At 72.9% G+C, this 24980-nt stretch carries 19 protein-coding genes and 1 pseudogene; 17 read left to right on the top strand and 3 right to left on the bottom strand.

What is annotated here, in order from left to right; all coding sequences use genetic code 11:
* Window positions 1-10: 10 nt before the first annotated feature.
* From ACEZDG_RS31630 to ACEZDG_RS31590, 9 genes are all read left to right on the top strand, one after another.
* Entirely contained in the window at window positions 11-502 is a 492-nt protein-coding gene (locus tag ACEZDG_RS31630) for a DUF1269 domain-containing protein (protein ID WP_380516340.1), read from the top strand.
* A 159-nt stretch (window positions 503-661) separates the two neighbouring features.
* On the top strand, window positions 662-2050 hold the full coding sequence (locus ACEZDG_RS31625) for an FtsW/RodA/SpoVE family cell cycle protein (RefSeq protein ID WP_380516338.1): 1389 nt from the start codon (window positions 662-664) through the stop codon (window positions 2048-2050).
* Window positions 2047-3621 carry a peptidoglycan D,D-transpeptidase FtsI family protein gene (locus tag ACEZDG_RS31620; protein ID WP_380516336.1) on the top strand — a complete coding sequence of 525 codons (1575 nt, stop codon included), beginning with the start codon at window positions 2047-2049 and terminating at the stop codon, window positions 3619-3621. The genes ACEZDG_RS31625 and ACEZDG_RS31620 overlap by 4 nt, the downstream gene beginning before the upstream one ends.
* 97 nt (window positions 3622-3718) lie before the next feature.
* The gene (rbsK, locus tag ACEZDG_RS31615; RefSeq protein ID WP_380516333.1) at window positions 3719-4645 is read left to right on the top strand and encodes a ribokinase; all 927 of its coding nucleotides are present in this window, start codon (window positions 3719-3721) and stop codon (window positions 4643-4645) included.
* 114 nt (window positions 4646-4759) lie between these two features.
* Complete coding sequence (locus ACEZDG_RS31610; protein WP_380516330.1) at window positions 4760-6268, top strand: APC family permease; 1509 nt, start codon at window positions 4760-4762, stop codon at window positions 6266-6268.
* Window positions 6269-6298: 30 nt separating this feature from the next.
* Window positions 6299-7618, top strand: a complete 1320-nt coding sequence (locus ACEZDG_RS31605) for a sensor histidine kinase (protein ID WP_380516327.1) — start codon at window positions 6299-6301, stop codon at window positions 7616-7618.
* A 32-nt stretch (window positions 7619-7650) separates the two neighbouring features.
* Entirely contained in the window at window positions 7651-8337 is a 687-nt protein-coding gene (locus tag ACEZDG_RS31600; protein WP_380516324.1) for a response regulator, read from the top strand.
* Window positions 8338-8447: 110 nt separating this feature from the next.
* The gene (locus tag ACEZDG_RS31595) at window positions 8448-9818 is read left to right on the top strand and encodes a glycosyltransferase family 87 protein (protein ID WP_380516321.1); all 1371 of its coding nucleotides are present in this window, start codon (window positions 8448-8450) and stop codon (window positions 9816-9818) included.
* A 96-nt stretch (window positions 9819-9914) separates the two neighbouring features.
* Window positions 9915-10409 carry a VOC family protein gene (locus tag ACEZDG_RS31590; RefSeq protein WP_380516319.1) on the top strand — a complete coding sequence of 165 codons (495 nt, stop codon included), beginning with the start codon at window positions 9915-9917 and terminating at the stop codon, window positions 10407-10409.
* Between the two features lie 16 nt (window positions 10410-10425).
* On the opposite strand, the gene ACEZDG_RS31585 is transcribed toward ACEZDG_RS31590, so the two are convergent.
* Together ACEZDG_RS31585 and ACEZDG_RS31580 are read right to left on the bottom strand one after the other, a co-directional pair.
* Window positions 10426-12123: a penicillin-binding transpeptidase domain-containing protein gene (locus tag ACEZDG_RS31585; RefSeq protein ID WP_380516316.1), complete on the bottom strand. Its 1698-nt coding sequence runs from the start codon at window positions 12121-12123 to the stop codon at window positions 10426-10428.
* Window positions 12124-12184: 61 nt separating this feature from the next.
* Window positions 12185-14098, bottom strand: a complete 1914-nt coding sequence (locus ACEZDG_RS31580; protein WP_380516313.1) for a dolichyl-phosphate-mannose--protein mannosyltransferase — start codon at window positions 14096-14098, stop codon at window positions 12185-12187.
* Window positions 14099-14164: 66 nt separating this feature from the next.
* On the opposite strand from ACEZDG_RS31580, the gene rsmI reads away from it, so the two are divergent.
* A complete protein-coding gene (gene rsmI / locus ACEZDG_RS31575; RefSeq protein ID WP_380516311.1) occupies window positions 14165-15010 on the top strand; it encodes a 16S rRNA (cytidine(1402)-2'-O)-methyltransferase in 846 nt (281 codons plus the stop codon).
* Window positions 15011-15271: 261 nt separating this feature from the next.
* Entirely contained in the window at window positions 15272-15676 is a 405-nt protein-coding gene (locus ACEZDG_RS31570; protein ID WP_380516308.1) for a hypothetical protein, read from the top strand.
* Between the two features lie 33 nt (window positions 15677-15709).
* Here the strand turns inward: ACEZDG_RS31570 and ACEZDG_RS31565 are convergent, their stop codons facing one another.
* Window positions 15710-17530, bottom strand: a complete 1821-nt coding sequence (locus ACEZDG_RS31565) for a protein kinase domain-containing protein (protein ID WP_380516305.1) — start codon at window positions 17528-17530, stop codon at window positions 15710-15712.
* A 190-nt stretch (window positions 17531-17720) separates the two neighbouring features.
* Between ACEZDG_RS31565 and metG the strand changes: the two genes are divergently transcribed.
* The 6 genes and pseudogenes from metG (at window position 17721) to ACEZDG_RS31535 (ending at window position 24918) form a co-directional block, all read left to right on the top strand.
* Window positions 17721-19451 (top strand): methionine--tRNA ligase, encoded by a 1731-nt coding sequence (metG, locus tag ACEZDG_RS31560; protein ID WP_380516302.1) that lies wholly within the window; start codon window positions 17721-17723, stop codon window positions 19449-19451.
* Window positions 19451-20338 carry a TatD family hydrolase gene (locus ACEZDG_RS31555; RefSeq protein ID WP_380516300.1) on the top strand — a complete coding sequence of 296 codons (888 nt, stop codon included), beginning with the start codon at window positions 19451-19453 and terminating at the stop codon, window positions 20336-20338. Before metG ends, ACEZDG_RS31555 begins: the two co-directional genes overlap by 1 nt.
* 524 nt (window positions 20339-20862) lie before the next feature.
* Window positions 20863-21096: pseudogene (locus ACEZDG_RS31550) on the top strand (transglycosylase family protein); the annotation flags it as partial.
* A 114-nt stretch (window positions 21097-21210) separates the two neighbouring features.
* Complete coding sequence (rsmA, locus tag ACEZDG_RS31545; protein WP_380516564.1) at window positions 21211-22068, top strand: 16S rRNA (adenine(1518)-N(6)/adenine(1519)-N(6))-dimethyltransferase RsmA; 858 nt, start codon at window positions 21211-21213, stop codon at window positions 22066-22068.
* A 39-nt stretch (window positions 22069-22107) separates the two neighbouring features.
* A complete protein-coding gene (locus ACEZDG_RS31540; protein WP_380516297.1) occupies window positions 22108-23073 on the top strand; it encodes a 4-(cytidine 5'-diphospho)-2-C-methyl-D-erythritol kinase in 966 nt (321 codons plus the stop codon).
* A 51-nt stretch (window positions 23074-23124) separates the two neighbouring features.
* A complete protein-coding gene (locus tag ACEZDG_RS31535; RefSeq protein ID WP_380516294.1) occupies window positions 23125-24918 on the top strand; it encodes an ABC-F family ATP-binding cassette domain-containing protein in 1794 nt (597 codons plus the stop codon).
* Window positions 24919-24980: the final 62 nt, after the last annotated feature.

The raw sequence follows: 24980 nt of genomic DNA, 5'->3' as shown, positions 1-24980 counted from the left end.
AGGGAATCCCGTGAGCAACCTGATCGCTGTCGCCTATCCCGACGTCGCCACCGCGGAGAAGGTCAGAGCGCTCCTCGCCGACCTCCAGAAGCAGAAGCTCATCCAGCTCGAGGACGCCGTCATCGTCGAGCGCAAGCAGGACGGCAAGGTCAAGCTGCACCAGGCCGTCAGCGCCACCGGCGCGGGCGCGGCCGGCGGCGCGCTCTGGGGCGGGCTGATCGGCCTGCTCTTCTTCATGCCGTTCCTCGGCGCGGCGATCGGCGGAGCCACCGGCGCGGCGGTCGGCGCCGCCCAGGACTTCGGCGTCGACGACAACTTCATGCGCCGGATCGGCGAGAACCTGACCCCGGGCGCGGCGGCGCTGTTCGTCCTGGTGCAGAACGCGGTCCAGGAGAAGGTCATCCCGCAGATCGCGCCGTTCGGCGGCCAGCTGATCCAGACCTCGCTCAGCAACGAGGACGAGACCCACCTGCGCGAGGCCGTCAAGGCCGCCCAGGCCTGACCCGCCCCAGGGCCGACCTGCCCTGAGGCAGGTCCACTCCAGGGCCGACCCGCCCGCGGTCCGGGGCTTGCCCCAGCTCGGGGGCAGCCCGGGGCCCGGGGGACGCACCGTCCTGCACCGACCCCCGTCCGCTCGTCCCCCCGCGCCCCGAGGACGCCGATGGCTGCCGCGACCGCCCCCGCGTCCCCCGCGGCCCCGCTGCCGGACGCGCCCGTCCGCACCGGGCGGCTGAGCGAGCTGCTCCTGGTCGTGCTCGCCGTGCTGATCGCGGCCTTCGGCTACGCGGACACCGGCTGCGCCATCGACGGCAGGGTGCCCGCGGACACCTTCCAGTACGGCGCGGGCCTTGGCGTCCTCGCCCTGCTCGCGCATCTGGCGATCAGATTCCGGGCGGGCTGGGCCGATCCGCTGCTGCTGCCGTTCGCGGTGCTGCTGAACGGCCTCGGCCTGGTCGTCATCTACCGGCTGGACCGGGCCACCGGCACCTCCTCGGCGCCCTCGCAGCTGGTGTGGTCGACGCTCGGGGTCGGCCTGTTCATCGTGGTGGTGCTGCTGCTCCGGGACTACCGGAGGCTGCAGCGCTACGCCTATCTGCTGGCCCTGGGCGCGATCGTGCTGATGATCGTCCCGATCTTCCTGCCCGCGGTCTACGGCGCCAAGATCTGGATCAAGATCGGCCCGCTGTCCTTCCAGCCCGGCGAGATCGCCAAGATCGCGCTGGCGATCTTCTTCGCCTCCTACCTGGCCGTCAACCGGGATGCTCTGGCCCTGACCGGCCGCCGGCTGTGGCGGCTGGAGCTGCCGCGCGGCCGTGACCTCGGCCCGATCACGGTGATCTGGCTGGCCGGCACGGCCGTGCTGTTCCTGGAGCAGGACCTCGGCACCTGCCTGATCTTCTTCGGCCTGTTCCTGGTGCTGCTGTACGTGGCCACCGGGCGGATCGGCTGGATCGCGGTCGGCCTGGTGCTGACCGGCCTCGCGGTGGTCCCGGTGGCGCTGTGGGAGCCGCATGTGCACAGCCGCTTCGAGGACTGGCTGCATCCGATGGCCAGCATCGACGCGGGCCAGGGCGCCAGTCAGCTGGCCCAGTCGCTGTTCGCCTTCGCCGCGGGCGGCCTGCTCGGCACCGGCCTCGGCCAGGGCCACTCGTACCTGATCGGCTTCGCGGTCAAGTCGGACTGGATCCTGGCCACCTTCGGCGAGGAGCTCGGCCTGGTCGGCCTCGCCGCGCTGCTGCTGGTGTACGCGGTGCTGGTGGTCCGCGGCTACCGGACCGGGATGCTGCTGCGGGACCCGTTCGGACGGCTGCTGGCGATCGGGCTGGCCACGCTGCTGGGGCTGCAGGTCTTCGTGGTCGCCGGCGGAGTCACCGATCTCATCCCGCTGACCGGGATGACCCTGCCGTTCCTGGCCCAGGGCGGATCCTCGCTGGTGACCAACTGGGTGCTGGTGGCCCTGCTGGTGCGGATGAGCGACGCCGCCCGCCGCCCCCACCTGCCGCCGCCGGCCCTCGATGACGAGCAGAACCTGGTGGTGCCCGAGGCATGAGCCCCTTCGGCCGGCAGAACCGGCAGAACCGGCAGAACCGGAACAGCGGCGGCGGCGGCGGTTCCGGGCCCGAGCCGCACGCCGGCGCGGTCCGGCTCTCGCTCAGCCGCACCTCACGCCGGGCCGGCGAGTTCTGCCTGGTGCTGATCCTGGTCCTGCTGGTCAACTGCACCCGGGTGCAGGTGCTGCAGGCGAAGAAGTACAACGACAACGCCGCCAACCAGCGCGCCGTCATCGCCCGCTACTCCGAGCCGCGCGGCGACATCCTGGTCGCGGGCCGGGCGGTGACCGGCAACACCAGGGTCGAGAGCGGTGCCTACACCTACCGGCGGACCTACACCGACGGGCCGCTGTACGCCCCGGTCACCGGCTTCTCCTCGCAGACCTTCGGGAACTCGCTGCTGGAGGGCGTCGAGGACGGCGTCCTGGCCGGGACGGACAGCGATCTGGCGAGCCACCCGCTGCTGAACGCGATCAGCAGGGCCCAGGTCCCCGGCGGCGACGTGCTGACCACCATCAACGCCAAGGCCCAGCGGGCCGCCTTCGCCGGGCTGGGCAGCAAGCGCGGGGCGGTCGCCGCGATCGAACCGGCCACCGGGAAGATCCTGGCCCTGGCCAGCACCCCCTCCTACGACCCGGGGACGATCACCGGCACCGGCAGCGCCGCCACGGCCAACTGGAACCGGCTGAACAACGCCTCCACCCAGCCGATGCTGAACCGGGCGCTGCGGCAGACCTACCCGCCCGGCTCGACCTTCAAGGTGGTGACGCTGTCGGCCGGGCTGGCGGACGGCGTCTACAGCGGCATCGACGTGCCGACCGACTCGCCGGACCCGTTCACCCCGGCCGACACCAGCACGCCGATCACCAATGAGAGCGCCAGTGACGCCTGCGCCAATGCGACGTTGCGGTATGCGCTGGAGGTCTCCTGCAACACCGTCTTCGGCAAGCTGGGCGACGACGTGGGGCAGTCCGGCATGGTGAAGGCGGCCGAGGCGTTCGGCTTCAACCAGACCGGCCAGACCGTGCCGGTGGGAGTGGTGCCGAGCGTCTTCGACACCTCCATGACCAGCAAGGCGCTGCTGGCCCTGTCCTCGATCGGCCAGTACAACACCGCGGCGACCCCGCTGGAGATGGCCTCGGTGACGGCCGCGATCGCCAATGGCGGGCTGCTGATGAAACCGCAGCTGGTGGCGTCCACCACCAGGGCCGACGGTACGGTCCTGAAGTCGTTCGGCCCGGAGGAGTTCGGGCGGCCGATCAGCGCCGCGGTGGCGGACCAGGTGCAGCAGGCGATGGTGACCGTGGTCACCTCCGGCACCGGCGGCAACGCGGCGATCCCGGGGGTGACGGTCGGCGGCAAGACCGGTACGGCCCAGAACGGCGTCGGCAACAGCGGCACGCCCTACGCCTGGTTCATCTCCTGGGCCCGGCCCGGCGGCGCCACGGCCTCGCCGGTGGCGGTCGCGGTGGTGATCGAGGACAGCAACGCCAACCGCGCCGACGTCAGCGGCGGGGGCCTGGCCGCGCCGATCGCCAGGTCGGTGATGCAGGCCGTCCTGGGCGGCTGAGGACCTCGGGCAGACCCCCGGGCCTGGTCCGGTTCCGGCCCCGGGCGTGCGGCCTGTGGTTGGGCCAAGGGGTTGACCTGCTGCTTAGAGTGTCCCCATGCCGATGATCGCAGTGGTGGGGAGCATCAACCTCGACCTGGTCGTGCCGGTGCCGCACCACCCGGCGCCGGGGGAGACCGTCCTCGGCGGGGAGCTGGCCGAGCACCCCGGCGGCAAGGGCGCCAACCAGGCGGTGGCCGCCGCCCGGCTGGGCGCGCAGGTCGCCATGGTCGGACGGGTCGGCGCGGACCAGGACGGGACCCGGCTGCGGGCGGCACTGGAGCGGGAGGGCGTGAACGTCCGCTGGGTGCTGGCCGAGCCCGGGATGAGGACCGGCCGGGCACTGGTCGCGGTGGACCGGGCGAGCGGGGAGAACACGATCATCGTCAGCCCCGGCGCGAACACTGCTCTCTCTTCGGAGCACTGCGCTGCTTCGGGAACAGTGCTCCGCGACGCGAGCGTCACTCTTCTGCAGCAGGAGATCCCCGCGTCCACCGTCGAGACCGCCGCCCGGCTGGCCGGCGGTACCGTCCTGCTCAACCCGGCCCCGGCCAGGCACCACCCGGCCGAGCGCGCCGACCTGCTCGATCTGCTGGACATGGTCGACGTCCTGGTCCCCAACCGGGACGAGCTCGCGGCCCTGGTCGGCCACCCGCTGCCGGACCTGCACGCCGTCGCCGACGCCGCCCGCACCCTGCGCGGTCCCTCCGCCGTGGTGGTCACCCTGGGCGCGGACGGAGCACTGCTCTGCGAGGAGAGCGCTGTTCTCCTCGTCCCCGCCCTCCATGTGGTCCCGGTGGACACCACCGCCGCGGGCGACGCCTTCTGCGGCGCCCTGGCCTGCGCCCTCTCCGAGGACCGCCCGCTGCACGAGGCGGTCCGGCACGCCAACGCCGCCGCCGCCCTGTCCACCACCCTCTCCGGCGCCCAGCCGTCGCTGCCGACCAGGGCCGAGGTCGAGAAACTGCTCGGCCACAGCTTCTGAGCCTGAAGTGTTCCGAGCCGCGCACGCCTCGGCGAAATGTCCGCTTTGCCGTGCGACGATGCGTCAGATGCCCGCCCGCCAGGCCGCTGACGCACCCTCCGGAGGACCGTCCCCATGGCCAGCAAAGCGACGCTCGGCCGGCAGATCATGCGCCGCAAGCCGGTGGACCTGCTCATCGCCGAGAGCACCGGCGACCTGGACCCGACCGCGATCCCGCTCCCGCCCGGCGCACCGGAGAGCGGCGGGCGCTCCGGCGTCCACCTGCGCCGCAGCATCGGCCTGGTCCAGCTCTCCGCCATCGGCATCGGCGCCACCGTCGGCACCGGCATCTTCTTCGTCCTCAACACCGCCGTCCCGGTGGCCGGACCCGCCGTCATCTTCTCCTTTGTGATCGCCGCCGTCACCGCGGGCCTGACCGCCCTCTGCTACGCCGAACTCGCCTCCGCCATCCCGGTTTCCGGCTCCTCCTACTCCTATGCCTACGCCACCCTCGGCGAGGTGGTCGCCTTCGGCGTGGGCGCCTGCCTGCTGCTGGAGTACGGCGTGTCGGCGTCCGCGGTCTCGGTCGGCTGGGGCCAGTACCTCAACGAGTTCTTCCACGACGCCTTCGGCTTCACCCTGCCCGACGCCGTCGCCCAGCCCCCCGGCGACGGCGGCTACGTCAACGTCCCGGCGATGGTGCTGGTGCTGCTCTGCTGCCTGCTGCTGGTGCGCGGGGCCAAGGAGTCGGCCCGCGCCAACGCCGCCATGGTCGGCATCAAGCTCTGCGTCCTGGTGCTCTTCGTCGCCATCGCGCTCACCGGCTTCCACTCGGGCAATCTGAAGCCCTTCGCGCCGATGGGCTTCACCGGCGTGCGGCTCGCCGCCAGCAGCATCTTCTTCTCCTACATCGGCCTGGACGCGGTCTCCACCGCAGGCGAGGAGGTCAAGGACCCGCACCGGACGCTGCCGAGGGCGATCATCATCGCCCTGGTCGTGGTCACCGTCCTCTACATCGGCGTCGCCTTCGCCGCGGTCGGCGCGCAGAAGTGGTCCCTGTTCGAGGGCCAGCAGGCCGGTCTGGCCCAGATCCTGCGCGATGTCACCGGACAGACCTGGCCCTCCGTCATGTTCGCGCTCGGGGCCATCGTCTCGATCTTCAGCGTCACCCTGGTGGTCATCTACGGCCAGACCCGCATCCTCTACACCATGGGCCGCGACGGCATGCTGCCCCCGCGCTTCGCCCAGGTCTCGCCCCGTACCGGCACCCCGGTCTGGAACACCGTCGTGGTCAGCGCCGGGGTCGCCCTGCTGGCCGGGTTCGTGCCGCTGGACGTGCTCGCCGATCTGACCAGCCTGGGCACCCTGGTCGCGTTCGCTGTGGTCAGCGTGGGCGTGATGATCCTGCGCCGGACCAACCCCGGCCTGCCGCGCGGCTTCAAGGTCCCCGGCTACCCGGTCACCCCGGTGCTCAGCGTCGGCTTCTGTGCCTATCTGATCTACGGTCTGCACCCGCTCACCTTCCTGATGTTCGGGGCCTGGCTGGTCGGCGCCGCCTGGATCTACTTCGGCTACAGCGTCAAGCACTCGCGGGTCGGCCGGGCCCGGCTCGACCACTCCGGGGCCGGCAACCCCTCATCCTGATCACGCCCCAAGGCATATGCTCGGACCACCATGGACGGAGCCCCGCAGCAGCGCAGCGCCCCCGCCCTGCTCCGCGTTCGCCGCGTCTTCCAGCTCGTCCGGCAGGCCGCCTGGGCAGCCCCCGACCAGCGCGTCCTGCTGGTCCGCTCGCTGGCCGGCGGGCGGCTGCGGACCGCCCTGGCGGTGGCCGGCTGCGCGGGGGTCTTCGTGCTCACGGTGACCGCCGACACCCAGCTGAACCAGCTGGTCCCCGGCAGCCTCGCCTGGGCCCTGGCCGGGCTGCAGGTGCTGCCGCTGCTGCTGGTCGCGCACCGGCCGCTGGCGGCCTGGCGGATCTCCGCGGTCGGCCTCACCCTCACCACCTTCGCCGAGGTCGGCCATGCGCCGACCCCGTTCTGGCCCTGGCCGGTCAGCGGCTGCATCGCCTATGTGGCGCTGCTGTTCGTCACCGCCCAGATGTACGGACGGGACGTCGCGGTCGGCGTCGACCTGCTGACCGCGCTGGCGGTGCTGCTCCCCGCCGTCTTCCTGGTCGGGCTGCCGCCGGTGGTGCTCGCCGTCTCCGCCGTGGTGGTGACCCTGGTGCTGGTGCTCGGCGAGTCGATCCACTCCCGGCAGGAGGCGGAGCGGCACCTGGTCGCCGCCGAGGAGCAGCGCCGGGCCGGCCTGGCCCGCCAGGCCGTGCTGGAGGAGCGCTCCCGGATCGCCCGCGAACTGCACGACGTGGTCGCCCACCACATGTCGATGATCGCGATCCAGGCCGAGGCCGCCCCCTACAAGGAGCCCGGCCTGCCGGAGCAGACCCTGCGCACCTTCGGCGCGATCCGGGAGGCGTCCACCACCGCGCTCACCGAGATGCGCCGGGTGATCGGGCTGCTCCGGGAGGAGGACGAGAACGCCGAGCGCGCGCCGCAGCCCGGCATCGACCGGATCCCGGAGATGGTCAGGGCGGCCCGGCAGGCCGGGATGCAGGTGGACCTCACCCTGGCCGGCGGCCCGGAGCGGGCGCCCGCGGTGGTCGACGTCTCGGTCTACCGGATCGTCCAGGAGGCGCTGAGCAACGCGGGCCGGCACGCGCCCGGCGCCCGGGTCGAGATCGAGGTGCTCCGCACCAGGGACGCGGTCCAGGTGCATGTCGCCGACGACGGCCGCACCAACGGCGGCCCGGCCCCCGGCGGCAACGGCGGCCACGGTCTGACCGGGATGCGCGAGCGCGCGGCGATGCTGGGCGGCACGCTCAGGGCGGTCCCGCGCGAGCACGGCGGCTTCGAGGTCACCGCGCAGCTGCCCCTGGACGGGATCCCGCCGCAGCGTCCGGGAGAATCGTCCACGGCCACCGAGGTCGACTGACGCCACATCAGCAGCAACGGGGGAGACCAGGCATGGGAGAGAGCATCAGGGTCCTCCTGGTCGACGACCAGGAGATGGTCAGGGACGGGCTGGGCGCGCTGCTGTCCTCCGCCCCCGACATCGAGCTCGTCGGCGAGGCCGGGGACGGGCTGCGCGCGGTCCAGCTCGCCGCCGAACTCCGTCCCGACGTCGTGGTGATGGACATCCGGATGCCCGGCATGGACGGCCTGGCCGCCACCGGACGCATCGTCGGCACCCCCGACGCGGCCGGAACGTCACCCCGCGTCCTCATCCTCACCACTTTCGACCTCGACGAATACGTGTACGAGGCGCTGGCCCGGGGCGCCAGCGGCTTCCTGCTGAAGGACGCGCCGGCCCGGGACCTGATCAACGCGGTCCGGGTGATCGCCGCGGGCGAGGCGCTGCTCGCGCCCTCGGTCACCCGCCGCCTGATCGACGACGTGGCCCGCCGCCGCCGCTCCGGGAACCTCCGCCCCGAGGCGGTGTCCGCGCTGACCGTCCGCGAGCTGGACGTGCTGCGGCAGGTCGCCCGCGGGCTCTCCAACGCGGAGATCGCCGAGGAGCTGTTCCTCTCCGAGCAGACCATCAAGACCCATGTCGGGCGGATCCTCGCCAAGTTGGAGATCCGCGACCGCACCCAGGCCGTGGTCTTCGCCTACGAGAACGGACTGGCCGGCGTCGTCGGCGAGGAGCACTGAAGCAGGAGCACCGGGCCACGCCCCACCGGCCTCCCCACTCTCCAGGGTGATAGGCGCTCCACCCTCCAGCGTGACGACACCGCGGTCCGCGGCTTCCTAGGTTGGCTACCGTGACGACGACGCATGCCCCGACGCGCACGGACCGGTCCACCAGCGCCGCCACTCCGCCCGGCGCGCCCGCTCGCCGCCTCCCCTGGGTCCTCGGCTGGCTCGGCTGCGCGATCTGGGCGGCCTGCTTCCCGCTGGTCTCCAGCCTCTCCCCGCAGCGCACCTGGGGTCTCGTCGCCGCCGTCGGCTACACCGCGGCCCTCGCCGCGGCGGCGCTGCTGCCGCGCCGGCAGGTGGCCAGGGTCTCCGCCGCCCTCGCCCTGCTCGGGGCGGTGGCCGTCCCGCTGGGCATCATGACCGCCGAGGGCTGGTCGCAGTCCGAGGTGCTGGTGGTCCAGAACTCCGCGGTCCAGCTGCTGCACACCGGCACGCCCTACCTGCCCGACCCGCACCAGGTCATCGGCTACGACCCCTACCTCCCGGCGATGGCGCTGTTCGGCCTGCCGCGGGCGCTGCTCGGCGACCACGGGACCCTGCCGCGGATGGCCGGCGACCCGCGGATCTGGTTCCTGGCCGCCTTCGCCGGCTGCCTGGTGGCCAGTTGGCGGCTGCTGCGGACCCCGGGCGCCCCGGTCCGGCGCTGGGGGACCGCCGTGGCCGCCGTCACCGCCTCCCCGCTGGTCGCCCTGGTCGCCGTCACCGGCGGGGTGGACCTTCCGCTGATCGGCTGCTGCTGCCTGGCCCTGGCCCTGGCCGGACGCGGCCACGCCGGGCGCGCCGGCCTGGTCCTGGCCCTGGCCTGCGCCATCAAGTGGACCGCCTGGCCGGCCCTCCCGGTCGCCGCGGTGCTGCTGCTGCAGCTGTACGGCCGCCGGGCGGCGCTGCGCTGCACCGCGGTGGCGCTGGCCGCGGCGGCCGTGCTGGTGGCCCCGTTCGTGCTGCTCAGCCCGCATGCGGTGGCCGAGCAGGTGATCCGTTTCCCGCTCGGCATGTCCACCATGCGCACGGCCGCGGCCAGCCCGCTGCCGGGCCATCTGCTCGCCGGGCTCGGCGCGGGCGGAAGGACCGCCGACTTCGTGCTGCTGGCCCTCGGCGGCGCGGCCGTGGCCGGCTGGGTGCTGCGCCGGCCCCCGAGGACCGCGCTGCAGGCCGCCGACCGGCTGGCGGTGGGCGTCAGCATCGCCTTCCTGCTCGCCCCGGCCGGACGCTTCGGCTACCTGGAGCTGCCGGCCCTGCTGCTGCTGTGGCCCCGGCTCGCCACGGCCCGCCCGGTCGCCCTGCGGCTGCCGCCCGACCTGGGGTCGGTCCGGATCCCCCGTCCGGCCGGCCGGGTCCGCCCGGCCGCCGTGGTGGCCCGGATCCCCCAGCAGTGGGCCGCGGTGTCGGCTCCCTGGCGTCGGGTGCTGCTGCGGCGCAGCTCCGGACTCGGCTGACTCGGATCCCGCTGGATCGCCACGGGAATACTTTCCTGGGAAAGTAAGTTGCAGGAGGTGGCGACAGCGCCGCCCAGCCGACCCGAGGAGCCCCCGATGTCCGTCCGCCGTCTCAACCACGCCGTGCTCTACGTCCGCGACGTCACCCGCTCGGTCGGCTTCTACACCGATGTCTTCGGCTTCGAGGTCGCCGTCGAGATCGGCGACCGGGCCGCCTTCCTCCGGGCCCCCGGCACGCTCAACGACCACGACCTCGGCCTGTTCTCGGTCGGCGCCCAGGCAGCGGGACCGGTCCCCGGCCAGGTCGGCCTCTACCACCTGGCCTGGGAGGTCGGCACGCTCGGCGAGCTGGCCGTGATCGGGACCAGGCTGCGGCAGCGCGGCTCGCTGGTCGGGGCGACCGACCACGGCGTCAGCAAGTCCTTCTACGCCAAGGACCCGGACGGCATCGAGTTCGAGGTGATGTGGCGGGTCCCGCGCGAGGAGTGGCCGGTGGACGGCGGCGGCCTGGACCGGCTCGACCTGGACGCCGCCCTCGCCCGCTGGGGCGCGGACCTGGCGACCGGTGCCGCGGCCGGCTCCGCGACCTGAGCCCGGCGGCGGTCGCTCAGTCGTTCTTGAGGATGTCCGCCACCACGTAGCCGGCCGACTCGGCGCCCGAGTGGGCGTCGACGACCTCGGCCGCGACCGACAGGGTGTTGTCGTAGGCGACGAACCAGCCGTTGTTCGGCTTGCCCTCGCCGACCTCGGCGGTGCCGGTCTTCGCGCCCACCGAGCTGCCCATCCCGCCGAGGCGGGGTGCGGCGGTGCCCCCCTGCGCGGTGGCGACCATCATCTGCCGCAGTTCCTTCGCGGTCGACTGACTGATCGGTGAGGCCGCCTGCTGCTGGTCCAGACCCGGGATGAGGATCGGCTGCTTGAAGCCGCCGTGGGCCACCGTCGCGCCGATCGAGGCGATCACCAGCGGGCTGGCCGCGATGTCGCCCTGGCCGATGGCGTCCCCGGCCCGTTCGATGCGCAGGGTGCCCTGGTCCGTGCCGGCCGGCGGGTCCATCTTCGGGTCCTGGGTGGGGACCCCGATCGACCAGTCGCCGATGCCGAAGACGTTCTTGGCCTCGTCGCTCTGCTTGGTGAAGCTGTCGGGGCCGTTGCCCCAGGCGTTGTCCATCAGCCGGATGAAAGCGGTGTTGCAGGACTGCGCGAACGCCTCTTTCATCGTGGGGGCATTGATGCTGCCCTCCATGTTCTGGAAGGTTCGGCCGCCGACCAGCACGGTGGGGGTGCACTGCGCGGCGCTCCCGGGGCTCTTGCCGCCCTTGTCGATCAGGGCCGCCGCCGTGATGATCTTCATCGTCGAGCCCGGGGCCGAGTAGCCCTGGAGCGCGATGTCGCCGTCGGTCCCGCTGAAGGCGATCGCCCGGACCCCCCCGCTGGCGTGGTCGATCGCGACCACGCCCACCGACTTGCCGGCGATGTGCGAGTCCTTGACCGCGCGCTCGGCCTGGGCCTGGATCTTGGCGTCGAAGGTGGTGTAGAGCTTGGCGCCGACCGGGGCGGTGAAGGTCGTGGCATTGGCGATGTGCGTCCCGCCGGCGTCCACCACGTCCACGCCGGTTCCGGCGCCGCCCGCGCCGCCGCCGGTCGCCTTGGCCGCGTACTTGGTCTTCAGCTGGCCGACGATGTCGGCCAGGGAGGGGAACTTGGCCGGAGTCAGCGGGACGCCCTTGCGGTCCACGACGGTGACGTTGGTGCCGGCGGCCACGGATATCGCTCCCGCCGCGAGGGTCTGCCCCTTCTCCAGCTTGGGGTAGAGCACGCTGGGCGACCAGTCCACCGAAGTGAGGCCGCCGGTGTTCTGCAGCACGTCCAGCGCGTCCGAGTAGGTCCAGGTGCCGCCGGCCACCTTGGCCGTGACGGTGAAGGTGACCCGGGTCGCCGCTCCGGTCCCGGCGGCGGAGGAGGTCGACACAGTCGAGGACGACGCCAGGTCGCTGAAGGCCACCGAGGCCAGCTTCAGTCCGCTGTCGTAGGCGGTGAGATCGGCCTGCGCATCCGTGGGGTCGTTGGTCTGGCTCGCCGCACCGGCGTAGTGGGCCGGCCCCTGTTTCCAGCTGTCGAGGAACGACTGGGCCCGTTTCAGCGCCTCCGCGCTGGTCGGTGGCGTGGTCGAGACCGTGGTCGCGGAGGCCGCCGGGGTACCGGAGACATTCGTGACGGCGTGTACGAAGTTGTACGCTCCGTACCCGCCCGCCCCCAATAGGGCGATGCAGGTGGTTATGACGCCGGCTTTGACCCCGCGGTTCATGGCTTCCCCGTTGATACAGACGCATGGACAGGCTTCACGGGGATGGTACGTGTCCCTTGCATCAGATCCAGGTCGACCACCACATTCTGTCGTTCCATTGTTGGTAGGTCGTGATCTGCGCGTCGTAAAGGGGAAGGAAGTACAGGAATGTCGCCATGATCGCGATGACCAGTGCCCCCGCGCCGATGCCGCCGAACAGCCGCCGGTCCCGCGAGGCCGTGGCCTTGCCGAGGATCCCGCCGATCATCAGCGCCAGCGCCAGGCAGAGGTAGGGCTCGAAGTCGATCGAGTAGAAGTAGAAGATGGTCCGCTGCTGCCACTCGAACCAGGGCAGGTAGCCCGCCGCGACGCCGACGCAGATCGCCGCCGCCCGCCAGTCCCTGGCGAAGAACCACCGGTACAGCGCGTAGACCAGCGCGAAGCAGGCCGCCCACCACAGCAGCGGGGTGCCCAGCGCCAGCACCTCGCTGGAGCACTGGGCCGCGCCGCCGCACTGCGCGGGCTTCAGGCCGCCCGGGTAGTAGAAGGACACCGGACGGGCGTCGACCAGCCAGCTCCACGGGTTGGACTGGTAGATGTGCGGCGAGGTCAGCGTGGTGTTGAAGTTCCAGATTTCCGCGTGGTAGTGCCACAGGCTGCGCAGCCGCGCGGGCACCCAGGTCATGTCGACCTGGGGCAGGTGCTTGATCGGCCCCCAGCTCCCGGCGGAGAGGCCGCCCCGGTGGTCGGCCCAGTGCCGGTCGTAGGCGCCGCCGTCGACGCTGTTGCCGACCTTGGCGTTGCTGAACAGCCAGCCGGACCAGGACGCCAGGTAGGTGAGGAAGCCGACCACCACGACGCAGACGATGGCCCAGAGGCCGTCCTTGACGATCGCGGTCAGGTACGGGTGCCGGGCCCCGGCGGTCTTCCGGGCGCCGGCGTCCCAGAACACGCTCAGCAGCCCGAACCCGGCCAGGAAGTCGAGCCCGTTCCACTTGGTCGCGCAGCACAGCCCCAGGCAGATGCCGGCCAGCAGCCGCAGCGGGCGCCAGCCCAGCCAGGCCCGGGACGCCAGGTCGTGGTCCGGTGCCGCGTCCGGGTTCTCGGCGGTCGCGCCGACCGCGTCGGCGAGCCGGGCCCTGGCCCGGTCGCGGTCCACCAGCAGCAGGCCGAACGCGGCCAGCGCCCAGAACATCACGCAGAGGTCGAGCAGCCCGGTCCTGCTCATCACGAAGTGCAGGCCGTCCACGCACATCAGCAGCCCGGCGACGCAGCCGATCAGGGTCGAGCGGAACATCCGCCGGCCGATCCGGCAGACCATCAGCACGGCCAGGCTGCCGAGCAGCGCGACCATGAAGCGCCAGCCCACCGGGGTCAGCCCGAAGATCATCTCGCCGATGCCGATGACCCACTTCCCGGCCGGCGGGTGCGCGATGAACGCGGGCCCGGTCGGGGCGGGGAGCTTGTGCGGGTTGGCCAGGATCAGCGCGTTGGCGTTGTCCGGCCAGTTGACCTCGAAGCCGTAGTGCCAGAGCGCCCAGGAGTCCTTGGCGTAGTAAGTCTCGTCGAAGATGATGTCGTGCGGCGTCCCGAGGTGGGTGAACACCAGGATCGCCCCGAACAGGGTCACCGCCAGCGGCCCGAGCCAGCCGGACCAGCGGCACAGCCAGGTCCACAGCCCGGGCGGGAGGCGCAGGCCGAGCCGGGCCAGCACCGCGGACGGCGCCCCGGTGGCGACACCGGCCCCGTCCGGCATCGGCGGCACCAGCCGCTCCCGCAGCGGGCGCAGGTCGGGCGCGCGGTAGCCGAGCCGGGCCAGCCGCTGCTGCCAGGCGCTCTGCGGCCGGCGCCGGGGCTGGTTGCCCTGCGCGAACAGCCCGGACGCACCCGTGCCGGAGCCCGGTTCCGACCCTGACGGATCGTCGTCCCGCTCGCCGGTCAAAAGATCCGCGCCGTCGCCGCCCGGCGCTGCCCCTGTCGCCCTGTCACCGCTCACCCGTGCATCGTAGGGGTCGGACCTGTCAGTGGTACGGGCACCTCGCCATCCTGGGAGGATGAGCGGGTGACAGGTCTACTCGTATTGGCAGGAACCCCCATCGGCGAGGTCTCCGACGCGCCGCCCCGACTGGCCGAGGAACTGCTCGCGGCCGACGTCGTGGCCGCCGAGGACACCCGGCGGATGTGGCGGCTGGCGAACGCCCTCGGCGTGCAGCCCAAGGGCCGCGTCGTCTCCTACTTCGAGGGCAACGAGGTGGGCCGGACCCCGGAACTGGTGCAGGCGCTGCTCGGCGGCGCCCGGGTGCTGCTGGTGACCGACGCCGGGATGCCCTCGGTCTCCGACCCCGGCTACCGCCTGGTCGCGGCGGCGGTGGAGCAGGGCATCCGGATCACCGCCGTGCCGGGGCCCTCGGCGGTGCTGACCGCGCTGGCGCTGTCGGGACTGCCGGTGGACCGCTTCTGCTTCGAGGGCTTCCTGCCCCGCAAGGGCGGCGAGCGCGGCACCCGGCTGCGCGAACTCGCGGCCGAGCCGCGGACCATGGTCTTCTTCGAGTCCCCGCACCGGATCGAGGACTCGCTGCGCTCCATGGCCGAGGCCCTCGGCGACGACCGCCCGGCGGCGGTCTGCCGGGAGCTGACCAAGACCTACGAGGAGGTCAAGCGGGGTCCGCTGGCCGAGCTCGCGGCCTGGGCCGCGGACGGGGTGCGCGGCGAGATCACCGTGGTGGTCCAGGGCGCGCCCCCGCTCGACCCCTCCGCGCTCAGCCCGGCCGAGCTGGCCCGCAGGGTCGCGGTGCGGGAGGAGGCGGGGGAGCGCCGCAAGGAGGCCATCGCGGCGGTCGCGGCCGAGACCGGCGTGCCCAAGCGCGAGGTGTTCGACGCGGTCGTGGCCGCCAAGAACGCGGGCTGAACCGGACGGGGCGCACCCCGCTCCCGCCACCGGGTGGGGCGTGCGACGGGGGCGTAGGGTGTCGGAAAAAGGCGCACATATGGAGGCGCTGACAAAGACCCGATCAAGTGCGGCCCTGGTTCTGGTACGCACAGGACCAAGAACATCCAACTCTGTCCCAAGAATTCTCCTGAACTGAATCCGGGGGGCTCGGGAGGGGAATTCTGGGAGTGAGCAAAGACCCCACGCGGGCGAACGTCCGCGGGGCATCGGGAGAACGCCATGAACGAATCCGCCCCCGTCGAGGACCCGATCCGGGAGGCCTACGCCTTCGCCTGCCTGAACTGCGGCTTCGGCTGGGAACAGGCGTACGAGATCCTGCACCTGGTCGACGTGGACGGCAGGCCGAGGGCCCAGTACCGGGCCAACGGCGTCCCCGTCCCCTCCCCGCTGACCCAGCCCTCCTGCCCCGGCTGCGCCGGGAACCACGTCCGGATCATGCGCGCCGGACGGGTCGCCGAGGTCGCCTCGTACTGGCACCCCGCCCCCGTCGCCGCCCCGGCCCCGCGCCCGGCCGCGCCGGCCGTCCCGAGCCACGCCCCGGCCCGCCCGCGCCGGGAGCGCCGGCTGCACCTGCCGTTCCACCTCCACCTGCGCCGCAACCACCACGGCACCCCGGAGGCCTGAGCCCCCGGGGTCCCGCTCCGGCTACGGCTCCGGCTACGGGGTCGCGGAGGCGGTGGCGGACGCGCTGCCGCAGTCGCTGCCCTGCACGGTGAGGGCGATCGGCTGGCTCGGCGGGTACGACGCCTCCGGCGTGGCGGCGGGCGACTGGGCCAGCACGGTGCCCGCGGCTCCGCCGGCGCAGGAGTACGTCACCGTGACCTTGCTGAAGCCCTTGAGGTCGGCCTGCGCCGTCGCCAGCGGCAGCCCCACCTCGCTCTGGTAGGCGATGCAGTCGTCCTCGGAGGCGGTGAGCGTGATCAGCGAGTCCGCGGCCACCCGGCTGCCCGCGCTCGGCGACTGCGCGTACACGCCGGGACCGGCCTGGGTGCAGTGGTAGCGCACCTTGATGCTGCCGCCGTGGAAGCCCTTGTCGGTGAGCAACTGCTTGGCGTAGTCCACCGGTTGGCCGGTCACCGTGGGCACGGTGAGGTACACCGCCGCCGCGGTGCTGCTCTGCCCGGTCCCGGACGCGCTGTCGCTGGCACTGGCGCTGGCGGAGGGCGTGGCCGAGGCGGAGACCGTCGCGGGCGCGGTGGTCGGGGCGACGGACGCCCCCTCGGGCTTCCCCGAGGAGTCGTTGCGGTTCAGGGCCGCCAGCGCGATCCCGGTCCCGGCGACCGCGAGCAGCAGGGCGGCGGCGATGATCATCGGCGCCTTCCGCCGGGGCCGCGCAGCACTGCCCGCGGCCGTGGTCCGCACCGGCGCCGAGGGGGCGGGGACGACGGTGGGCGCGCCCTCGGCGGCGAACGCGGCGAGGACGGGCGCGGGCCCGAAGCCGGCCGGGGGCGGAGGGCCGAACCCCATCGGCGGCGTCGCCGACTCGGCCGGAACGGGCACCGGCACCGTCTCCGCCGTCTCCGAAGCAGCGGCACCTGAGGCCGCTGCCGCCTTCGCCGCCGTGGAAGCCCCGGCCGCTGCGTTCAGCGCGCTCGGCCGCTCGGCCTCCACCCGGGCGATCATCCCGGTCAGTCCGGCCGGCAGCCACATCTCGGTGGGTGCGTGCGGCTCCTCGCCCTCCTCCGCCTCCAGTCGGTCCAGCAGGGCGTCCGGGCCCGGCCGTGACGTCGGGTCCTTGGCCAGGCAGGATCCGACCAGGCCGCGCAGCTCCTCAGGGACCGCGTCCAGCCTGGGCTCGCTGTGCACCACCCGGTACAGCAGCGAGGGCGCCGAGCCCTCGCCGAAGGGACCGGCCCCGCTCGCCGCGAAGGCGAGCACCGCGCCCAGCGAGAACACGTCCGTCGCCGGGGTCACCTGGTGGCCCTCGATCTGCTCCGGCGACATGAAGCCGGGCGAGCCGACGATCACCCCGGTCCGGGTCAGCTCGGTGGCCTCCACCGCCCGGGAGATGCCGAAGTCGATCACCCGGGGGCCGTCCGAGGCCAGCAGCACGTTGGAGGGCTTGAGATCACGGTGGATCACTCCGGCCCGGTGGATCGCCACCAGCGCCTCGGCCAGCCCCGCCGCCAGCGCCCGGACCGAGTCCGCCGGCAGCGGCCCGTGCTCCCGTACCGCTTCGCTCAGCGAGGGCCCCGCGACGTACTCGGTGGCCAGCCACGGCGTCTCCGCCTGCGCGTCCGCGTCCAGCACGGCCACGGTGAAGGCGCCGCCGACGGCCCGGGCCGAGGCGACCTCGCGGGCGAAGCGGGCCCGGAAGTCCGGGTCGTCCGCCAGTTCGGCCCTGATCACCTTGAGCGCCACCCGGCGTCCGCCCCTGGACCTGGCCAGATAGACCCGGCCCATGCCGCCCGCACCCAGTCTGGCCAGCAGTCGGTACCCGCCGACCTGCTGCGGATCATCCGCTTCCAACGCCTGCACGATTCCCCCTGTCGGTACCCCCGGCCACCAGGAAACATGCCCGGGGCCCCCTTGCCTAGACTCCTGGCTGCCCATTCGTGACGGTCCGTAATCGAATCGAAAGGGGCCTGTCGCCTTCGGTAGGATGACGCCTGGCTTCCGACAACGGTTCAACCGCTTCTGCGACACCTCCATAAGGAGCATCTCCGAGATGACCCGCCAGTTGATCACCAGCGCGCTTCCCTACATCAACGGGATCAAGCACCTGGGCAACATGGTCGGATCCATGCTCCCGGCGGACGTGTACTCCCGGTATCTGCGGGCCCGCGGCCACGAGGTGCTGTACATCTGCGCCACCGACGAGCACGGCACCCCGGCCGAGCTGGCCGCCAAGGAGGCCGGCCTCCCGGTCGCCGAGTACTGCGCCCAGCAGCACGACGTCCAGAAGGCGATCTACGAGGGCTTCGAGCTCTCCTTCGACTACTTCGGCCGCAGCTCCTCGCCGCAGAACCGGGAGATCACCCAGACCATCGCGCGGCAGCTCCAGGCGAGCGGCTTCATCGAGGAGCGGGCGATCCGCCAGGTGTACTCGGTCGAGGACGCCCGCTTCCTGCCGGACCGCTACATCGTCGGCACCTGCCCGCACTGCGGCTACGACAAGGCCCGCGGCGACCAGTGCGAGAACTGCACCCGGGTGCTGGACCCCACCGACCTGATCGACCCGCGCTCGGCGATCAGCGGCAGCAGCGAGCTGGAGGTCCGCGAGACCAAGCACCTGTTCCTGCTGCAGTCCAAGCTGGCCGACGAGGTCGAGGGCTGGGTGGACGAGCACGGCAAGGACTGGCCGGTGCTGGCCTCCTCGATCGCCCGCAAGTGGCTCACCGAGGGCCTGCACGACCGCGCGATCACCCGCGACCTGGAGTGGGGCGTCCCGGTCCCGGCCGACACCTGGCCCGAGCTGGCCGCCGAGGGCAAGGTCTTCTACGTCTGGTTCGACGCCCCGATCGAGTACATCGGCGCGACCAACGAGTGGGCCGACGCGGCTCCTGACGGCGAGTCACGGGACTGGCGGTCCTGGTGGTACGAGGCCGACGACACCGTCCGCTACACCCAGTTCATGGGCAAGGACAACGTCCCGTTCCACTCGGTCATGTTCCCGGCCACCCAGCTGGGCACCCGTGACGCCTGGAAGAAGGTCGACTTCCTCAAGCCCTTCAACTGGCTGAACTACTACGGCGGCAAGTTCTCCACCAGCCAGCAGCGCGGCATCTTCACCGACGCCGCGCTGGAGATCCTGCCCGCCGACTACTGGCGCTACTTCCTGATGGCCAACGCCCCCGAGTCGGACGACACCAACTTCACCTGGGAGCTGTTCGCCTCCTCGGTGAACAAGGACCTGGCCGACACCCTCGGCAACTTCGTCAACCGGGTGCTGTCCTTCTCCCGCAAGCGCTTCGGCGACGAGGTCCCGGCCGGCCGCGCGGCCGGCGAGGCCGAGCAGAAGCTGGGCACCGAGATCGCCGAGCTGCTGGCCGAGTACGAGGGCCAGCTGGAGGCCCTGCAGTTCCGCAAGGCGGCCCAGGCCCTGCGCGCGCTGTGGAGCGCCGGCAACTCCTACCTGGAGACCAAGGCCCCCTGGCTGGAGGCCAAGACCGACCTGGACGGCGCGGCGCTCACCCTGCGCACCGCGATGAACCTGATCCACCTCTACGCGGTGGTCTCCGCGCCGTTCATCCCGGCCAGCAGCGCGGCGATGCGCTCGGCCTTCGCGCTGGCCGGGGACACCCGCGGCTGGGTGGAGCCGGAGCAGGCCAGCAGCCTGGACCTGGTCCCGGCCGGCACCCCCTTCACGGTGCCGCCGGTGCTCTTCGCGAAGATCACCGAGGACGACCTGGAGGCCTACCGCACCCGCTTCGGCGGCGCCGAGGCCGACCCGAGCTGATGGCCCAGTCCAAGAAGTCGCAGTCCGACAAGCACGTCGCCCCGCCGCTGCCCGAGCCGCTGCGGGTCGCCGTCGCCGACTCGCACACCCACCTGGACATGCAGTCCGGCACCCCCGAGGCGGGCCTGGCCAAGGCCGCCTCGGTGGGGGTCGACACCGTGGTCCAGGTGGGCTGCGACCTGCCCGGTTCGCGCTGGGCCGCCGAGCTGGCGGCCCGTCACCCGAACGTCCACGCCACGGTCTCGCTGCACCCCAACGAGGCGCCGCGGCTGGTCCTCGGGGATCCTGACGGCTGGTCGGGCCAGAAGCGCGGCCCCGGCGGGATGAAGGCGCTGGACGACGCCATCGCCGAGATCGACGCCCTGGCCGCGCTGCCGCAGGTGCGCGGCGTGGGCGAGACCGGCCTCGACTACTTCCGCACCGGGCCCGAGGGGGTGGAGGTGCAGCAGGAGTCCTTCCGCCGCCACATCGCCCTGGCGAAGAGGCACGGCAAGGCCCTGGTGATCCACGACCGGGACGCCCACGAGGACGTGCTGCGGATCCTCGCCGAGGAGGGCGCGCCCGAGCGCACCGTCTTCCACTGCTACTCCGGCGACGCCGCGATGGCCAAGGTCTGCGCCGAGGCCGGCTACTACCTGTCCTTCGCCGGACCGGTCACCTTCCCGGCCAACCACCACCTGCGCGAGGCCCTGGCCGTGGCCCCGCTGGACCGGGTCCTGATCGAGACGGACGCCCCGTTCCTGACCCCGGCCCCCTACCGGGGCCGCCCCAACGCCCCGTACCTGATCCCGGTCACGCTGCGGGCGATGGCCGCCGTCCGCGGCCTGGACGAGGACGCCATGGCCACCGCGCTCGCCGCGAACACCGCTCGGGCGTTCGACTACTGACCGGTCCGCCGTGACCCGGCGGGTCCTGGTTCGTTGATCCCGACGCAGGTGTCGGGGCAGACGGTTGAACGGTCTGACGGTCGGACGGCGAGAGGCTTCAGGTGAACGTCCCCTCTGGGATCAAGGGCGGCCAGGGCAGGGTGCCCAAGGCGCTGGTGCTGGCCCTGCTGGTGGGCGGGACCGGCGCGTACGTCGCCCAGCAGCAGGTCCGCCCGGACGCCGTCCCGGTCTCGCACACCGAGCCGGACGCGGACGCCTCGGCGGACGCGCCGGAGGCGACGCCGCTCTACGCGGCCACCCCGGTCGATGTGATGCCGCAGGTGGCCGCGGGCCCGTCCCTGGTCCGGGTGGCCGAGGAGCCCTCGCGCTCGATCGGCGCCGCCCGGCACGCGCTGCCCCGCCTCGGCGGCATCGAGCACCACCGCGACCGGTCGCTGCTGCCGACCGGACGCCACCGCCGCGACGCCGCGCGCGAGCACGACGACTACGGCAGCGCGGCCGGGACCCACCACACCACCGGTGAGCTGAACTGGTCCGCGCTGGCCCGCTGCGAGGCCGGCGGCAACCCGCACGCGGTGGACCCCAGCGGGCGCTACGGCGGGCTCTACCAGTTCGACAGCGGCACCTGGCACCACCTCGGCGGCTCGGGACGCCCGCAGGACGCCTCGCCCTCCGAGCAGACCGCCCGCGCCCGCAAGCTCTACCACCAGCGCGGCACCTCCCCCTGGCCCACCTGCGGCCACCGCGCCGCGGGCTAGCCCGGCGGCTGTGCGGGGGCGGGGGCGGCGGACACGTAGGCTTGTGGGGTGAGTACCAACCCCACCGCCGCCCCCGCCGAGACCTCCGGGACGGCTCCCGCCGAAGGCGGGCCCCTGCTGGGGGCCGCCGACATCCGCAGCATCGCCGCGGCCCTCGGGGTGCGGCCGACCAAGCAGCGCGGGCAGAACTTCGTCATCGACGCCAACACCGTGCGCCGGATCGTCCGGGCCGCCGGGGTCGGCCCGGCGGACGTGGTGGTGGAGGTCGGGCCCGGCCTCGGCTCGCTCACCCTCGGGCTGCTCGAGGTCGCCGACCGGGTCACCGCGGTGGAGATCGACCCGCTGCTGGCCCGGCACCTGCCGACCACCGTCACCGCCCGGATGCCCGACCGGGCCCCCCGCTTCGCGCTGGTCGAGGCCGACGCCATGGCCGTGACCGAGCTGCCGGGGCCGCCGCCCACCGCGCTGGTGGCCAACCTCCCCTACAACGTCGCCGTGCCGGTACTGCTGCACATGCTGGAGACCTTCCCCAGCATCGAGCGCACCCTGGTGATGGTGCAGTCCGAGGTCGCCGACCGGCTCGCCGCCGCCCCCGGCAACAAGGTGTACGGCGTCCCCTCGGTCAAGGCCAACTGGTACGCCGAGGTGAAGCGCGCGGGGGCGATCGGCCGCAATGTGTTCTGGCCGGCGCCCAATGTCGACTCCGGCCTGGTCTCGCTGGTCCGGCACGACCCGCCGGAGACCACGGCCACCCGGCAGGAGGTCTTCGCCGTCGTCGACGCCGCCTTCGCCCAGCGCCGCAAGACGCTGCGCGCCGCGCTGGCCGGCTGGGCCGGCTCGCCCGCCGCCGCCGAGCGGGCGCTGACCGCCGCGGGCATCGACTACACCCTGCGCGGCGAGACCCTGACGGTGGAGCAGTTCGCCCGCATCGCCGAGGCCAGGCCGGAGGGCTCCGGCGGTACGGCAGAATAGCCACGCCGTCGTCCATGTAGCGCTGGGAGCACCAAGGCCGTGCAGTCGTCCATCACCGTCAGGGTTCCGGCCAAGGTCAACGCGCAGCTCGCGGTCGGCGGCCGTCGCTCCGACGGCTACCACGGGGTGGCCTCCGTCTTCTTCTCGGTGGGCCTCTACGACGAGGTGACGGTCACCCCCGCCGACCGGCTGCGGATCACCGTCGCCGGCACCGACGCCGCGTTCGTGCCGACCGACCCGAGCAACCTCGCCGCCAGGGCGGCGCTGCTGCTGGGCGCCCGCTACGGGATCGAGCCGAACGTCCATCTGCACATCGACAAGGGCATCCCGGTGGCCGGCGGGATGGCCGGCGGCAGCGCGGACGGGGCCGCGGCCCTGGTCGGCTGCGACGCGCTGTGGGGGACCGGCGCCGACCGCTCGGTGCTGCTGGAGCTCGCCGCCGAGCTGGGCAGCGACGTCCCGTTCAGCCTGACCGGCGGGGTCGCCCTGGGCGAGGGCCGGGGCGAGCGGCTGACCCCGGTGCCGACCGCGGGCAGCTTCCACTGGGTCTTCGCCACCGCCGAGGGCGGGCTCTCCACCCCGGCCGTGTACGGGGAGTGCGACCGGCTGCGCGAGCTCACCGGCGGCTCCTCGGACACCGAGGTCCCGGTCCCGGCCACCGACCCGGCCCTGCTGGAGGCCCTCCGCACCGGTGACCCCGGCGCCCTGGGCGCGGCGCTGCGCAACGACCTCCAGGCCGCCGCGCTCTCGCTCCGCCCCGCCCTGGCCGACACCCTGCGCGCGGGCACCGACGCCGGCGCCATCGGCGCCCTGGTCTCCGGCTCCGGCCCCACCTGCGCCTTCGTCGCCAAGGACGCCGCCGCCGCGGCGGCCCTCGCCGCCGCCCTCACCGCCTCCGGCACCTGCCGCACCGCCCGCCCGGCCGAGGGCCCGGTCCCCGGCGCCGTCCTGGTCCGACGGCCCCTCGTCCCGGCTCCGAACGGGCCGGTGAGCCGGGCAGACTAGGCTGGAGGGGTCGTAGACGCATCCCCCAGCCCCCGCAGGAGCGCAGCACCCGTGGCCGTCAACCTTGTCACTGTCGAATCCGTAGTGAAGGTGTACGGTACCCGCGCCGTCCTCAACAGTGTGTCCATCGGGGTCAGCGAGGGCGACCGGATCGGCGTGGTCGGGCGGAACGGCGACGGCAAGACCACCCTCACCCGGATCATGGCCAAGCTGGAGGAGGCCGACTCCGGCCGGGTCACCCATGTCGGCGGCCTCCAGGTCGGCGCACTGACCCAGAGCGACACCCTGGACCCGAAGGCCACCATCAGGCACGAGGTCATCCGGGACATGGACGACCACGAGTGGGCCGGCAACGCCAAGGTCCGCGATGTGCTGACCGGCCTGTTCGGCGGCCTGGACCTGCCCGGCTTCGCCCAGGGCCTGGACACCGTGATCGGCCCGCTGTCCGGTGGCGAGCGCCGCCGGATCGCGCTGGCCAAGCTGCTGATCGCCGAGCCCGACCTGCTGGTGCTGGACGAGCCCACCAACCACCTGGACGTGGAGGGCATCTCCTGGCTGGCCGGCCACCTGCGGGTGCGCCGCTCCGCGCTGGTCGTGGTGACCCACGACCGGTGGTTCCTCGACCAGGTCTGCACCCGGATGTGGGACGTCCAGGACGGCACCGTGCACGAGTACGAGGGCGGCTACTCCGACTACGTCTTCGCCCGCGCCGAGCGCGAGCGCCGGGCGTCCACCGAGGAGACCAAGCGGCAGAACCTGATGCGCAAGGAGCTGGCCTGGCTGCGCCGCGGCGCCCCGGCCCGTACCTCCAAGCCGCGGTTCCGGATCGAGGCCGCCAACGAGCTGATCGCGGACGTGCCGCCGCCGCGGGACCGGGCCGAGCTGATGAAGTTCGCCAACTCCCGCCTCGGCCGCACCGTGTTCGAGCTGGAGGACGTGACCGTCCAGGCCGGCCCCAAGGTGCTGCTGAAGCACCTCACCTGGAACCTCGGCCCGGGCGACCGGATCGGCCTGGTCGGCGTCAACGGCGCGGGCAAGACCTCGCTGATGCGCGCGATGCAGGCGGCCTGGGACAGCGACGGCGACGTCCAGCCCGCGGCCGGCCGGGTGGTGGTCGGAAAGACCGTCAAGCTGGCGTACCTGTCCCAGGAGGTCACCGAACTGCCGCCGACGCTGCGGGTGCTGGAGTCGGTGGAGCAGATCCGCGGCCGGGTGGACCTGGGCAAGGGCCGGGAGATGTCGGCCAGTCAGCTCTGCGAGACCTTCGGCTTCAGCAAGGAGAAGCAGTGGACGCCGGTCGGCGACCTCTCCGGCGGTGAGCGCCGCCGGCTGCAGCTGCTGCGGCTGCTGATGGACGAGCCCAACGTCCTGTTCATGGACGAACCGACCAACGACTTGGACATCGAGACCCTGAGCCAGCTGGAGGACCTGCTCGACGGCTGGCCGGGCTCGCTGGTGATCGTCAGCCACGACCGGTACTTCATCGAGCGCACCACCGACCAGGTGTTCGCGCTGCTCGGCGACCAGACCCTGCGGATGCTGCCGAAGGGCATCGATGAGTACCTGGAGCGCCGGCACGCCATCGCCGAGCGGATCGCCGCCAGCATGCCGGCCGCGACCTTCGCCAAGAAGACCGGCGACACCAGGGCGGCGAAGAAGGAGCTGCAGCGGATCGAGCGGCAGATCCAGAAGATGGACAAGGAGGAGGCCAAGCTGCACGAGCAGCTGGCCGCCCACGCCGCCGACTTCGCCAAGGTCGCCGAGCTCGACGCCACCCTGCGCGCGCTCAAGGAGCAGCGCGACGTGCTGGAGCTGGAGTGGCTGGAGCTCGCGGAGGACGTCTGAGCGCCCCCCTCGCGCTCCGAAACCACTCCATCGGATGAACCGTTCGTGATCGGCTTTCCTGA

It is taken from the genome of Streptacidiphilus alkalitolerans, from assembly GCF_042511045.1.
GTDB classification, from domain to species: domain Bacteria; phylum Actinomycetota; class Actinomycetes; order Streptomycetales; family Streptomycetaceae; genus Streptacidiphilus; species Streptacidiphilus alkalitolerans.
Note: the sequence above shows the minus strand (reverse complement) of the source record. Positions and strands in the feature narration are given on the sequence as shown.

What these genes read in the sequence shown, in the direction of transcription:
- ACEZDG_RS31600 (WP_380516324.1), top strand. Translation starts at nt 7,651, where the DNA reads ATGGGAGAGAGCATCAGGGTCCTCCTGGTCGACGACCAGGAGATGGTC.
- rbsK (WP_380516333.1), top strand. Translation starts at nt 3,719, where the DNA reads ATGCCGATGATCGCAGTGGTGGGGAGCATCAACCTCGACCTGGTCGTG.
- ACEZDG_RS31625 (WP_380516338.1), top strand. Translation starts at nt 662, where the DNA reads ATGGCTGCCGCGACCGCCCCCGCGTCCCCCGCGGCCCCGCTGCCGGAC.
- ACEZDG_RS31570 (WP_380516308.1), top strand. Translation starts at nt 15,272, where the DNA reads ATGAACGAATCCGCCCCCGTCGAGGACCCGATCCGGGAGGCCTACGCC.
- ACEZDG_RS31555 (WP_380516300.1), top strand. Translation starts at nt 19,451, where the DNA reads ATGGCCCAGTCCAAGAAGTCGCAGTCCGACAAGCACGTCGCCCCGCCG.
- ACEZDG_RS31585 (WP_380516316.1), bottom strand. Translation starts at nt 12,123, where the DNA reads ATGAACCGCGGGGTCAAAGCCGGCGTCATAACCACCTGCATCGCCCTA.
- ACEZDG_RS31590 (WP_380516319.1), top strand. Translation starts at nt 9,915, where the DNA reads ATGTCCGTCCGCCGTCTCAACCACGCCGTGCTCTACGTCCGCGACGTC.
- ACEZDG_RS31605 (WP_380516327.1), top strand. Translation starts at nt 6,299, where the DNA reads ATGGACGGAGCCCCGCAGCAGCGCAGCGCCCCCGCCCTGCTCCGCGTT.
- ACEZDG_RS31610 (WP_380516330.1), top strand. Translation starts at nt 4,760, where the DNA reads ATGGCCAGCAAAGCGACGCTCGGCCGGCAGATCATGCGCCGCAAGCCG.
- metG (WP_380516302.1), top strand. Translation starts at nt 17,721, where the DNA reads ATGACCCGCCAGTTGATCACCAGCGCGCTTCCCTACATCAACGGGATC.
- ACEZDG_RS31620 (WP_380516336.1), top strand. Translation starts at nt 2,047, where the DNA reads ATGAGCCCCTTCGGCCGGCAGAACCGGCAGAACCGGCAGAACCGGAAC.